Below are 12,688 nucleotides of genomic sequence, written 5' to 3'. Positions count from 1 at the left end.
TGGATGGACGCACGCGTAGAAGCGTACGTCGACGACGAGCTCTCCGATGCGGAGCGTGCCCGGTTTGAGGCCATTGCGGCCCACGACAGCACCTGGCGCCGCGAGATTCAGCAGGCACGTCAGATCCGCTCGGCCCTGCACCATACCGACCTACCGTCGTGCCCGCCCGCGGTGACGGAGGCCGTGCTGGAACGCACCGTGCGCCGCCACGAGGCCCCTGCGCCGATGGTGTGGTGGCGCAAGACGCTACAGCGGCTCACCCACGCGACGCGCGCGCTGGTTGCGGCCCGCCGGCAGCCCGTTGTGGATTATGCCGTTGGCCTTGCGCTGGTTGCTGTGGCGGCCTTCTTCATCTTCAACCCGATCACGCCGGCGTCTACGTCGCAAACGACGCAGTCGTCGAACACGTGGTCCTGGATTCTGCCGGGCGCTCCGTCCGGCGATGCACCCGCGGCGGCCGTACAGGCGAACACCCAGGCGCAACAGGCGGTGCGTCTCGTTATGGAGCGCACCACCGCGGCCTCTGGCGATTCGTTGTCGCGCCTGCTCCGCGAGGCCTCCACTCACCCTGCGCCGCCGTCCGACACCACCCACCCCTAACGCTTTTCCTCTGCGCATGCGCACGCTTCTGATCTGTTTTGTTGTGGGCCTGTGCCTCCCCCCGGGGGCCGCGGCCCAACGCCCGGCACCGGCGCCTCCAAACGCACCCGCTGGCGTGGTGGCCCTAGCGCCCGTCGTGACCGACTCTGCTGCAACGCTGCATGCCGTAACGCTCTCGGCTGAACGGCTGGCAGCAGCCGCTCAGGGGGCCACCCAGGCCCCAGCGTGGGCCCGCGTACTGCGCGGCCTTCGGCACGTAGACCTCCGGGTGGTGCCGCGCGCGGCCCTCGATACCGCGGCCCTCGCCCGCCTCACCGACGCGCTGCACCGCGCCGGCTGGAAACAGCTTATACGCCCCAACGCGGCCTCTGCACACACCGCGCTGTATGCCTTGCCGGGCGACAGCACCGCAGTGCGCGGCCTCCTCCTCGTCGCCCGCGCGTCCAACGGAACCGTCACGCTCGCAAACCTCGCCGGGGCCCTTTCGCCCGATGCGCTGGCGGCCCTCGATATACAGCAGCTGGCTTCCCTTCCGCCGCGCACACCCTGAACGATCATCCTGCAGCCGCGTTAGCAAGACGTACTTTCTCCCCTTGCTGCGGCTTTCTTATGCTTGCACGCCTGCTCTTTTTATTTCTCACGGTCCCCGCCGTTGAACTTGCGCTGCTCCTCCAAATTGGACAACGCATCGGCTTTTGGCCCACGGTGGGCATCATCGTTGTCACCGGCGTGGTGGGCAGCTACCTGGCCAAACGCGAGGGCCTTGCCGCCTGGAAGCGCCTGAACGACAAGCTGGGCCGCGGCGGCTTGCCGGGGCGCGAGCTCATGGACGGCGTGATCATCCTGATGGCTGGCGCGCTGTTGCTCACGCCCGGCGTGCTCACCGACGTGGTGGGGCTGCTAGGCCTGCTCCCCCCGTCGCGCGCGCTCATCCGGCGCTACGTCTTAAAACGCATCGAGCGCAAGATGCAGCACAGCACAGGCACCGCGTCGATCCAGTGGGGATTCTTCGGCGGACCCGGCGGGGGAAACGCCTCCTCTACCGATGCGCCCTCGGCATGGGACGACCTCGACTGGGAACCGGTGGAAGAAGCCGACTGGGAGGAAACGAGCTCCTCAGAAACGAAGCGCGCGCCGTCGCTGCCGCCCGATGATACGGCCCGGTAGCGCTCCGCTAATCGCCCACGCGGTCGTTGAGCCAGTTCAGCAGATCGGCGCGCACGGCGTCTTTGGCGTACTCGTGCAGCGTCTCGTGGTAGAGCCCCTCGTACAGCTTTAACGTCTTGTCGGTGCTTGCCGCGGTATCGTAAAGGCGCTGCGTGCCCGCGGGCTTCGTGATGATGTCCGCGGTGCCGTGAAAGGCGTAGAAGGGCAGCGTGAGCGCATGCATGGTGGCTTGCAGCCGCTGGCCCAATCGAAGCAACGTCGCCCCCGTAGCGGCCGGTACGCGGCCCTGGTAGCACAGCGGATCGCGGGCCACGCGTTCGCGGACGGCCGGATCGTGCGAGAGCGCATCGTGCAGCTTGCCCACCGTAGGCAAACGCGGCAGCCACCGCCCCACCCACTGCGCCACCGTCTGCCCAATGGCGCCGCCGGGCGCCGGCACGGCAATGGCCGGACTGCTCAGCACGAGCCCGTCGAGGGCGGGTGTCTCGCGGAGCGCGTACGCCAACACCAGGGCGCCGCCCATGCTGTGGCCCATCAAAAAGAGCGGCCCCGGTGCCTGCTGCAGCACCGGACGTTGCAGAATTTCCTGGAGATCGTCGAGCCACGGCTCGGCGCTGTGCATGAGCGCCCGCGGGCCGCCCGAGCGCCCAAACCCGCGGTGGTCGTACGTGTAGACGGCGTAGCCCTCTGCGTTAAGGTAGCGTGCAAGATCGTCGTAGCGGCTGCTGTGCTCGGCGTACCCGTGCACAAACACGACGCTAGCCCGCGGCGCCGGGGGCACCCATTGCTGCGTGAAGAGGCGCAGCCCGTCGCGGGTGATGTGTGTGCCGCGGTCGGTGGGGGCGTAAGGCTCAGCGGGCGCGTGCGATGTGTCCTTCATGCGCGGCGTTCAATCTTGATTCAAGCGATGTGCAGACGCAACGCGCTACGCCGCCATCCGCCGGGATGTTGCGTAGTGCTGCAACGTCTGCTCTAGAATCGTGCGAAACCACACCGTATACGCCGCCGGACGCGCGTCCACATCCGCCAACAGGGCCTCGGGCGTGATCCACTGCCAGTCGGCCACTTCCTCCGCGTTGGGCTGCACCGCCGGGGTGGCCGTGCCCACAAACACGTGGTCGTACTCGTGCTCGTACACCGCAGGCCCCACCTGCGCCTGATACACAAAGCCAAAGGCCCGGTCGAGCGCACACTGAAAGCCCATTTCCTCATCGAGCCGCCGGTGCACCGCATCGTCCAATCGCTCGCCCGGCCGCGGGTGGCTGCAGCACGTGTTCGACCACAGGCCGCCCGAATGGTACTTGTCCGGATGGCGCTGTTGCAGCAGCAGCCGGCCGTCGGCGTCAAACACGAAAATCGAAAAGGCGCGGTGCAGCTGTGGTGAGCGGTGCGCCTCTAGCTTGGGCGCGGTGCCCACGGCTTCGTCGCGCGCATTCACCAGCACTACGTGGTCGTCGGTCATGAAACCGGCGGATTGGTGGTGGAAGGGTTAAGCGCTGCTCTCACGCATCGCCCCCGGAATTGCCCCACCGCCGCTTTTGGTATTACGGTTTTATTTCAATTGAAGAAACCCCGCAATCCCGACCACACGATGCGTTATGCTTCGACCGGCAACTCGTAGGTGTCAATCATACGGTCGCGGATGCTTCGGGCGGTGCGCTCCACCATTGCGTATACGGTTTCGAAGCCTTCGCGGCCGCCGTGGTAGGGATCGGGCACCTGGTAGTCGCCGGGCTCGGGGTCAAACTCCCGAAAGAGCCGCACCTTGCCGCTGTATTCGTCGGCTTCATCCAGGTAGAGCACATCGTTCAGGTTGCTCTTGTCCATGACGAAGATGTGGTCGTAGTCTACCAGGTCGCGCGCAGCAAACTGCGACGCCCGGTGGTCGTCGAGCGAGAGGCCGTGGCGGCGCGCCGTCTGCCGCATGCGCCGGTCGGCCGGATCGCCCACGTGCCAGTCGCCCGTCCCGGACGAGTCAATGGCAAAGTGGTCGGAAAGGCCCGCATCGGCCACCGCCTCACGAAACGCGGCTTCGGCCAGCGGGCTGCGGCAGATGTTGCCGAGGCACACAAACATGACGCGGATGGGTAGTTGAACAGCCATGAGCGCACAAACACGTTAAAAGGAAAGCAGGAGGACGTAGTAACTGCTCGCAAGGAGCGCGGCTGTTCCCGTCCCCAGCAGATTGACCGCATCGTTGCGCAGGTGGGGCCATCCACGGGTGGGGGCGCTGCCGGGCGCCGGCGGGTGCTCCACGAGGAGGCCGCTTACCGGATCGCGGTAACGGGCCTGCACGGTCGCGCCCAGCAGACTATCGGCAATGGCGCCGCCCACCCCCGCGACGCCCGCGAGCAACACAGCGTCGTAGGCCGCATGCGGCACCAGTCCCAAGAGCGGCGCCGTAACGCTCAGGCTTCCCGCTGCCGCCGCCGCACTTCCGGTCCACGTCATGCCGCCCGACGCGCCGCGCGCGAGCCCACGGCCCGTCCAGGCATTCCGCGGCGCATGCCCAACCCACGCCCCAATCTCGGTGGCCCACGTGTCGGCTGCCGCGGCAGCGAGCGCCGCCCAACCCGCCGCGGCCCACACCGGGTGCGGGCTCCACAGGCTACCCAGCGCGCACAGCCAGGCCACCCCGCCGTTGGCGAGCACCTGACGCGCCGTACGCCGCCTGCCGGATTCGTCTGCATACGCCAGCGCGTCCTTCGCCCGCCGCCCGGCCCACGACCAAGCCGTGCTGCCGCCAAAAAACGCGAGCGCCGGCACGGCCCACGCGGGCCCCGCCATCAGGAGCGTTGCCCCCATGCCGGCTGCCCACGCCGCCGCCGGCCCCGTAAGCCATCCCCAGCGGTAGGCGCCAACGCCAAACACGCCGCCCGCGGCCAGCGCCGCACCGTACAACGCAACTCCGGTGATGCCACACAGCCCGTTCATGGCACGGGGTTAATCGTAGGTGTAAAAGCCTTGCCCCGACTTCCGGCCCAAGTGGCCTGCGGTCACTTTCTTTTTGAGCAGCGGGCACGGACGATACTTGTCGTCACCCAGCTCGCCGTGCAGCACTTCCATGATGCCCAGACACACGTCCAGCCCAATGAAGTCGGCCAGCGTAAGCGGCCCCATGGGATGGTTCATGCCCAGCTTCATCACCGTGTCGATGTCTTCCACCGAGGCCACGCCCTCCATCACGCAGTACACCGCCTCGTTAATCATGGGCATGAGGATGCGGTTGGAGACAAACCCCGGAAAGTCTTCCACCTCCACCGGCGTCTTGCCCAGATCCTTGGCCAGCGCCTCGATGGTGCCGTAGACCGCATCGGTGGTTTCCAGCCCGCGCACCACCTCCACCAACGCCATCAGCGGCACCGGATTGAAAAAGTGCATGCCAATGACGCGCTCCGGGCGCTCTGTTTGGGCGCCGAGCCACGTGATGGAAATGGACGACGTGTTGGACGCCAAGATGGCCGTGTCGGGGGCGTGCTCGTCAAGCGACGCAAAGACCTCCGCCTTCACCGTGTTCTTCTCGGTTACCGCCTCAATCACCAGATCGGCCGTTGATACGCCCGCGGCCAGATCCGTTTCGAGCGTGAGCCGCCCCAGCGCTTCGGCTTTTTCGTCGGCCGAGATGACCTCCTTTTTGACCTGCCGCGCCATGTTTTTCTGGATGGTGGCCTCGCCGCTGGCCAACATCTCCTCATCCAGATCCACAAGCGTGGTGGGGTAGCCGTTCAGGGCAAACACGTGGGCGATGCCGTTGCCCATGGTGCCGGCGCCAATTACTGCGATGCGTTCGATGGTTGTCATGACCCGTAGGTGTTCGCGAAAAGGAAACGCACAATTGCTTCAACCTAACCGAAACCGCTTCCATTGTCGATGCCCACGCGGTAATTTTTGGTGGACAATGAAGCCTGCGGCGCGCTTCTTGCGAGAAACTTCGCCCCAAACATTCCCGTTTTTGTTTGTGGATTTTGTCACACTGGTTTTCTACTGCCATGAAGGGTCTCCGTGTTGCCATTGTGCTGTGCTGCGGGCTGCTTGCAAGCGGGTGGCCTGCGCCTGTGCAGGCCCAACCCGCAACCGCGCAGGCGGAGGAACCGGTGAGCGGGCTGACGCAGCGCCTGTTTGTGCGCGGCATGACGCGCGCCTTTGCGGAAGACTACTCGGCCGCTATCGCGTATTACGAGCAAGCGCTTGAGCTAGCCCCCCAAGAGGCCGCGATTCTCTCGTCGCTGTCGGATGCCCACGCGGCCCGCGGTGAGGACGCAGCGGCCTTGCATTATGCCCGCAAGGCCCGCGCGGCAGCCCCCGGCAACGTGTTTTACCACGCGCAGGTGGCAAAGCAGCTGGAGGCTATGCATCGGTGGACCGACGCCGCAGCCGCCTACCAGACGCTGCTGCAGCGCCATCCGCAGCACCAGCGGTACCGCCGCGCCCGAGCCGCCGCACTCGCCGAAGCCGGGCGTCCCCACGACGCGCTTGCGGCCTACGAGGCCTACGCCACGGCCGCTCAGCCCTCGGTTGATACGTGGGCGGCGATGCTGGCGCTGTACCGCACCGTGGGCGATACCGCGGGCATCGAATCGACGCTGCGCCGCCTGATCGTGCGTGCGCCCCACAAGCCGCGCTACCGCAACATGCTGGGGCAGTTTTATGCCGCGCACGGGCGCACCCAGGAAGCTGTTGCGCTGTATGAGCAACTCGCCGAGCAGTTGCCCCACAATCCGGAGGTGATGACCCGGCTGGCCAGCCTGTACCGCCGGCAAGGCGCGGCCGCCAAGGCCGACACGCTCATGCAACAGCTCGTGCAGCGCAGCGGGGCCTCGGCGGATGAGCTCGCCATGCAGGCCCAACTGATGTACCACACGGCCCTGGCCACCGCGTCCCCCGACTCGACGCTGCTTCGGGGGGCTGCAGCGCTGCTTGTACGTGTGCTGGAGCGCGCACCGGGCCACAATGACGCATCGTACCTGCTGGGCACCATCCGGCACAGCATGGAGCAATACGCTGCGGCGGCGCCGCTTCTGCAAGACGCGCTGCGCGCCGATCCCCGGCACCCCGACGACTGGGAGCGGGCGGCCGAGTCGTTTTTGAGAGCCGGTCGCCCACAAGCGGCGCTCGACATGGCCAACGAGGGCCTGCTCTTGTTCCCCGGACAGATTATGCTGGTGCGCACCGCCGGATCAGCCCTCATGGCACTGCACCGCGACCGGGCAGCGCTCGCGCGCTTTCAAGAAGCCCTCGACCTGATACGCGCCACACGCCAGTCGTCGAGCGCCCGCGGTGTGCTATCGTCGCCTTCGGTAGCCATGATCCACGCAACCATCGGTCGGCTGTATCACCGGCTGGGCAGCGACTCGCTCGCCACCAATGCGTTCATGCGCGCCCTGGCCCTCGACAGCGCGCATCCGCCGGTGCTGGTGCTGTACGCCTCGGTCTTGGCCGACCGCGGCGCCCTCGGCGACGCCCGGCAACTGGCCCAACGCGCCGTCGCCCAACAACCCACCAACGCCGAGGCCCTGAGCACCCTGGGGCGGATCTATTTGGCCCAGCAGCGTTATCCCAAGGCGCGCGCTGTGCTCCAACGCGCCGTTGCGCAGACCGATGCGCCTGCTGTGGCCTTTGAGCGGTTGGGCGACGCCTACCAGGCCCTCAACCAGCCGGCCCAGGCGCGCCATTGGTGGAAAGAAGCCCTCCGCCGCGCCCCGGCGCGCACTACCCTGCAGGAAAAGCTGCAGGCTCATCGTCCGTAAATGTCCACTCGCCCCTTGCCTATGCTGCGCCCTCTTCGTTGGCTGCTCGTGCTGTGCGTCAGCACCCTGCTGCTCCTCGCCTGTAGCGGTCCGCGTGAAGCGCGCGCCCCGCGGCCGGCGTCGTTTCCGAACCACACCACCGCGCAGATTCACCAGCGCGTGGCCGCAGGCACCGACTCGCTACGCACCCTGCAGGCCGAGGCCCGCGTGCGCATCGACGCCCCAGCACGCGACGGGTCGTTCACGGCGCGCATTCGCCAAGACCGGGCCGACTCGCTCTACATGAGCTTGCACGCTTTCCTGGGCATCGAGGCCGGGCGCATGCTCCTTACGCCCGACAGCTTCTACGTGTACAACCGGCTCGACAATCAGCTGCTGTACGGCACCGTGCAGGAAGCCCAATCGTTTTTGCCCGTTCCGGTGGCTACGCGCGCCCTGTTTGCAAACATGACAGGCCTGCTTGCGCCGCCCGCGGGCGGCGGCTGGACCACCGCCGTGGGCCCCGACAGCCTGAACTACGTCATTACCGCGCCCAGTGGCTGCTGCACCTACACCGTCGACCCCACGCGCTGGCGCGTGCTGCGGTACGTGGAGCGCAGCGCCGACGGGGCTATCGTTGAGGAACGCCGCTTTGGCGATTTTGCCACCGTAGGCGGCGTGGTGGTGCCGCAATCCATTACCTTTCGGCGGCCGGCCGATGGCACCCGCGCCCAGATTGCGTACAAGGAAATGCGCTTCAACACCGCGCTGCCGCCGTTTCGCCTGACGGTTGACGGCGACGTGCAGCGCCTCTCGTATCCGTTTTCTGCTGTCGACGAGTAGCCTATGCGCATGCGCCGCTTCTGCTGGGTCCTTCTCATGCTGCTTGGATGGAGCACCGCCGCGGCGCCGACGGCATGGGCGCAGTCGTCCGTGCAGCAGGAACAGCAACAAACCAAAGAGCGCCTCGCGGCCCTCAAGCGCCAGATCCAGACCGAGCGGCAACAGCTCGAACAAGCCGCCGAGGCCGAGGCCGCCACCCGCGAAAAGCTGGAGCGCATCCAGCGCGAAATTTCCTTGCGTGAGGAGCTTGTGGCCACCTACCAGCAGCGCCTGAATCAGCTGGAGGAGGAACAGGCGGCCCTGCGCGACACGCTGCGCACGCTCTCTTCGGGGCTTACCGAGCTGAAGGAAGAGTACCAGCGCCGCGCCACGCATGCCTACAAGTACGGGCGCCTGCACGACCTGGCGCTCATCTTCTCGGCCTCAACCATCAACCAGATGCTGGTGCGGGCCCGCTACCTGCATCAGTTTGCCGAGCAGCGGAAGCAGCGGCGCAGCGCCATTCTAACGGCGCAGTCGGCCATCGAGAAGCGGCGTGAGAAGCTGAGCGCATCGCTGGCGCGCACGCAGCGCCTCCTCGCCGACGCCCGCGCCGAGCGCAACCGCCTCCGCAGCTTGCGCGCCGACCGGCAAGCCGTCATTGCCGAGCTGCGCGAGAAGCGCTCTACGCTCAAGGCCGACATCGAGAAGAAGCAGCAGGCCGCCCAGGCCCTTCAAGAGCGCATCCAGGCCCTCATCGCCGACGCCCGCGCCGGCACCCGCAGCGCTAGTCGCACCGCGGCCGAGGCCGCCCGCTTCGCCAACCTCTCCTCGTCGTTTCAGCGCAACCGCGGCGATCTGCCGTGGCCCGCCACGGGCGCCATCACCGAGTCGTACGGCAACCACCGCGATCCGGTGTACGGCACCACCACGTTTCACCCCGGCATCTTCATCGCCACGCGCCCCCGGGCCGACGTGCACGCCGTGTTTGACGGCACCGTCTCGGATGTCGACTTTGTGCCGGGCTATGGCACCTACCTCGTCGTTCAGCACGGCGAGTACCTATCGGTGTACAGCAACTTTTCGACGCTGTACGTTGCCGTGGGCAACCAAGTGGCCGCCGGGGAGGTGCTTGGGCAAGCGGGCACCAGCACCGAACCTCGCGGCGCCGGGCTCTTCTTCGCCGTCTTTGACACCGACGGCGGCACCTCAACCAACCCCGTGGCGTGGCTGCGCGACCGGTAGCGCCGCGCCCTGGCTCCGTTTTTACCAAAGCTTACGCCCCCGCGCCAGCCGCCCGATGGGAACGCCCACCCGCAGGCTGTATTTCACCATGCGCACGCACATTCCTCTGCACGCAAACGCATCTAACATGGCTACGCGATACGACTGCGTCGTAATTGGCAGCGGGCCAGGCGGCTACGAAACCGCCATCCGCGCCTCTCAACTCGGCATGAACACCGCCATCATCGAAAAAGACAAACTGGGGGGCGTCTGTCTAAACGTCGGATGCATTCCCACCAAGGCGCTGCTCAAGAGCGCCGAAATGGCCTACGACGCCCAACACTTTGGCGATTACGGCCTGACCGTTGAGGGCTCCATCACGCCGGACTTCCCCAAAGTGATTGAGCGCAGCCGCGGCGCCGCCTCCAAGATGAACAGCGGCGTGCAGTTCCTCATGAAGAAGAACAAGATTGATGTCATCTACGGGCACGGGCGCCTCACGGCCCCCGATACGGTGGAGGTGACGCCGTCGACCAACATGGACGGCGAGGAGATTGGCGAGGAAACCACCGTGCAGGCCGATCACATCATTGTGGCCACCGGCGCGCGGCCCCGCGAGATTCCGCCGCTTCCGTTTGACGGCGAGCACGTGATCTCCTCGACCGAGGCCATGCTACAAACCGACCAGCCCGACCGGCTCGTGATTGTGGGTGCCGGCGCCATTGGCGTGGAGTTTGGCTACTTCTACCACAACATGGGCACCGAGGTGACCATCATTGAGGTGCAAGACCGCATGGTGCCCAATGAAGATGCCGACGTGTCGAAGGAGCTGGCGAAGGCCTACCGCCGCATGGGCATCAACGTGATGACCGATGCGCGCGTGCAGGGCTACGCAGAAGACGGCGATGCGCTCTCGGTTGAGGTGGAAACAGACAGCGGCACCGAGCACATTGCGTGCGACCAGATCCTCTCGGCGGTCGGCGTTGTGGGCAACATTGAGGATGTGGGCCTCGATGCCGTGGGCGTGGAGACGGCACCCGGCAAGATTGAGGTCGACGAGTTCTTTCGCACCAACGTAGACGGTGTGTATGCCATTGGCGACGTGGCCGGCGGCCCCTGGCTTGCGCATAAGGCCAGCCACGAAGGCATCTTGTGCATCGAGAAGATCGCGGGCCACGACGTGCGCCCCATCGACTACAACAACGTGCCGGGCTGCACCTACTGCCAGCCGCAGATCGCTTCGGTCGGCTATACCGAGGACGCCGCGAAGGAAGCGGGCTACGACGTGATGGTCGGAAAATTCCCGTTCAAGGCCAGCGGAAAAGCCGCCGCCCTGGGCCATACCGAAGGCTTCGTCAAGACCATTTACGACAAGAAGTACGGCGAATTCCTCGGCTGCCACATCATTGGGCACGACGCCACCGAGCTCATTGCCGAGGTGGTCACCGCCCGGAAGCTCGAAACCACCGGCCACGAGATTATGGAGGCGATGCACCCGCATCCCACCCTCTCGGAGTCCATCATGGAAGCAACCCGCGTGGCATACGGCGAGCCCATCAACATCTAGGCTGTGTTTGAAAAATCAACGTGAGCGCGAGCCCGAGGGGGGAAGCCGAAGCTGCAAGGCGTTCGAAGCAGGGGTAGCGGGCCTACAGCGATGCAGAACAACGCAGCAGCAACGGCTCTCCAACCGGGCGCAGTCCGCGAGGTGTTTTTAAACACAGCCCAACCGCCGCCCGCGCTATACCGCACGGCAACGCCCCGACGAGCCGCAACACTCGTCGGGGCGTTTTTTGTTTTTGGCCGGAGCGTTCGCGATCCGCTACGCCACGAGCACGCCCGCAATGGTCGCCGTGAGCCACGACGACAGCGCGCCGCCCAGCACCGCCCGCAGCCCCAGCGACGCAATCTCGCTCTTGCGCGACGGCGCAATGCCGCCAATGCCACCAATCTGAATCGCGATCGACGAGAAGTTGGCAAAGCCGCACAGCGCGTACGTCCCGATGATCATCGACCGCTGCGTCATCACATCTTTGAGATCGCGGAGCGAGGCATACGCCACAAACTCGTTCACTGCAATCTTTTCGCCCAGCAGCGTGCCAAAGCTAAGGATGTCGGCCGCCGGCACGCCCATGGCCCACGCCAAAGGGGCAAACAAGAAGCCGAAGATGGACTGCAAGGTGAGCGCCTCGAAGCGCCCGCCCGACCAGTCGGCGACCAGCGCGTTCAGGTTGTAGAGCGTCACGTCGCCAATGCTGGGCGCGCCCAGCCAGCTCAGCCCGGCGTTTACCACGCCAATCAGCGCAATGAACGCCAGCAGCATCGCCCCCACGTTGAGCGCCAGCGTGAGCCCCTCGGCCGCGCCATTGGCCGCTGCCTCAATGACGCCTCCGTTCTCGTCTTCGTAGCTGATCTCTACCGCCCCGGCCGTTTCGGGCGTGCCCGTTTCCGGGATCAGGATCTTGGCCATGACAATCGCAGCCGGCGCGCTCATAATGGACGCCGAGAGGAGATGCTTGGCAAAGAGCACCTGACTGGCTTCCGACTCGCCGCCCAAAAAGCTGATGTAGGCCGCCAGCACGCCGCCCGCGATGGTTGACATGCCCCCCACCATGAGCGTCATAAGCTCGCTGCGCGTCATGTCTGGCACGTACGGCTTCACCACCAGCGGCGCCTCGGTCTGCCCAATGAAGACGTTGGCCGCGGCCGACAGCGACTCGGCGCCGGAGATGCCCATGGCCTTTTGCATCAGCCAGCCCATCCCGCGCACCAGCGGCTGCACCACGCCCAGGTAGTACAGCACGCTCATCAGCGAGGCAAAAAAGATGATGGTGGGCAGCACCTGAAAGGCGAAGATGTTGCCGCCCTCGGGGCTTCCCAGATCGCCAAAGATGAACGTGGAGCCGTCGTACGTAAACGCCAGCAGGTCGCGGAAGCCCTGAGCAATCGCGTCGAACAGCGCGGCCCCCGGGGCGGTTTTAAGCACGAGCAGTGCAAAGACGATCTGCAGGCCCAGCCCGGCCCCCACCAACCGCCAGTTGATGGCTTTGCGGTTGCTCGAAAAGAGCACCGCAATTCCGAGAAAGACAGCAACACCAAAGAGGCCCCGTAGCAGGGCAACCGACCAAGACATACGCAGAAAGAGTCAA

General features: G+C 66.0%; 13 protein-coding genes. 7 read left to right on the top strand and 6 right to left on the bottom strand.

Going from position 1 to position 12,688, the window contains the following annotated elements; all coding sequences use genetic code 11:
* Positions 1–3 precede the first annotated feature (3 nt).
* From SALLO_RS0112060 to SALLO_RS16960, 3 genes are read left to right on the top strand one after another with little or no spacing between them, the layout of a single operon-like run.
* Positions 4–600, top strand: coding sequence for a zf-HC2 domain-containing protein (locus SALLO_RS0112060; protein ID WP_022836564.1), 597 nt, complete (start codon positions 4–6; stop codon positions 598–600).
* Between the two features lie 16 nt (positions 601–616).
* Entirely contained in the window at positions 617–1,150 is a 534-nt protein-coding gene (locus SALLO_RS0112055; protein ID WP_028567214.1) for a hypothetical protein, read from the top strand.
* 59 nt (positions 1,151–1,209) lie between these two features.
* Positions 1,210–1,767 carry an FxsA family protein gene (locus SALLO_RS16960; RefSeq protein ID WP_022836562.1) on the top strand — a complete coding sequence of 186 codons (558 nt, stop codon included), beginning with the start codon at positions 1,210–1,212 and terminating at the stop codon, positions 1,765–1,767.
* 7 nt (positions 1,768–1,774) lie between these two features.
* On the opposite strand, the gene SALLO_RS0112045 is transcribed toward SALLO_RS16960, so the two are convergent.
* The 5 genes from SALLO_RS0112045 to SALLO_RS0112025 form a co-directional block, all read right to left on the bottom strand.
* Positions 1,775–2,647 (bottom strand): alpha/beta hydrolase, encoded by an 873-nt coding sequence (locus SALLO_RS0112045; RefSeq protein WP_022836561.1) that lies wholly within the window; start codon positions 2,645–2,647, stop codon positions 1,775–1,777.
* A 45-nt stretch (positions 2,648–2,692) separates the two neighbouring features.
* The gene (idi, locus tag SALLO_RS0112040) at positions 2,693–3,229 is read right to left on the bottom strand and encodes an isopentenyl-diphosphate Delta-isomerase (protein ID WP_022836560.1); all 537 of its coding nucleotides are present in this window, start codon (positions 3,227–3,229) and stop codon (positions 2,693–2,695) included.
* A gap of 134 nt (positions 3,230–3,363) precedes the next feature.
* Positions 3,364–3,870: a low molecular weight protein-tyrosine-phosphatase gene (locus SALLO_RS0112035; RefSeq protein WP_028567212.1), complete on the bottom strand. Its 507-nt coding sequence runs from the start codon at positions 3,868–3,870 to the stop codon at positions 3,364–3,366.
* A 15-nt stretch (positions 3,871–3,885) separates the two neighbouring features.
* Positions 3,886–4,701, bottom strand: a complete 816-nt coding sequence (locus SALLO_RS16955) for a DUF92 domain-containing protein (protein WP_022836558.1) — start codon at positions 4,699–4,701, stop codon at positions 3,886–3,888.
* A gap of 9 nt (positions 4,702–4,710) precedes the next feature.
* Positions 4,711–5,568 (bottom strand): 3-hydroxyacyl-CoA dehydrogenase family protein, encoded by an 858-nt coding sequence (locus SALLO_RS0112025; protein ID WP_022836557.1) that lies wholly within the window; start codon positions 5,566–5,568, stop codon positions 4,711–4,713.
* 188 nt (positions 5,569–5,756) lie between these two features.
* Between SALLO_RS0112025 and SALLO_RS0112020 the strand changes: the two genes are divergently transcribed.
* The 4 genes from SALLO_RS0112020 (at position 5,757) to lpdA (ending at position 11,106) form a co-directional block, all read left to right on the top strand.
* The gene (locus SALLO_RS0112020) at positions 5,757–7,514 is read left to right on the top strand and encodes a tetratricopeptide repeat protein (RefSeq protein ID WP_022836556.1); all 1,758 of its coding nucleotides are present in this window, start codon (positions 5,757–5,759) and stop codon (positions 7,512–7,514) included.
* 21 nt (positions 7,515–7,535) lie between these two features.
* Positions 7,536–8,336, top strand: a complete 801-nt coding sequence (locus SALLO_RS16950) for a DUF4292 domain-containing protein (protein ID WP_051141378.1) — start codon at positions 7,536–7,538, stop codon at positions 8,334–8,336.
* Between the two features lie 3 nt (positions 8,337–8,339).
* Positions 8,340–9,560 (top strand): murein hydrolase activator EnvC family protein, encoded by a 1,221-nt coding sequence (locus SALLO_RS0112010; RefSeq protein ID WP_022836554.1) that lies wholly within the window; start codon positions 8,340–8,342, stop codon positions 9,558–9,560.
* Between the two features lie 127 nt (positions 9,561–9,687).
* Positions 9,688–11,106, top strand: coding sequence for a dihydrolipoyl dehydrogenase (gene lpdA / locus SALLO_RS0112005; RefSeq protein ID WP_040606300.1), 1,419 nt, complete (start codon positions 9,688–9,690; stop codon positions 11,104–11,106).
* A gap of 255 nt (positions 11,107–11,361) precedes the next feature.
* Here lpdA and SALLO_RS0112000 read toward each other — a convergent pair whose 3' ends face one another.
* Complete coding sequence (locus SALLO_RS0112000; protein WP_022836552.1) at positions 11,362–12,672, bottom strand: NupC/NupG family nucleoside CNT transporter; 1,311 nt, start codon at positions 12,670–12,672, stop codon at positions 11,362–11,364.
* Positions 12,673–12,688 lie beyond the last annotated feature (16 nt).

Origin of the sequence: Salisaeta longa DSM 21114, assembly GCF_000419585.1 — a bacterium.
GTDB lineage: Bacteria > Bacteroidota > Rhodothermia > Rhodothermales > Salinibacteraceae > Salisaeta > Salisaeta longa.
Note: the sequence above shows the minus strand (reverse complement) of the source record. Positions and strands in the feature narration are given on the sequence as shown.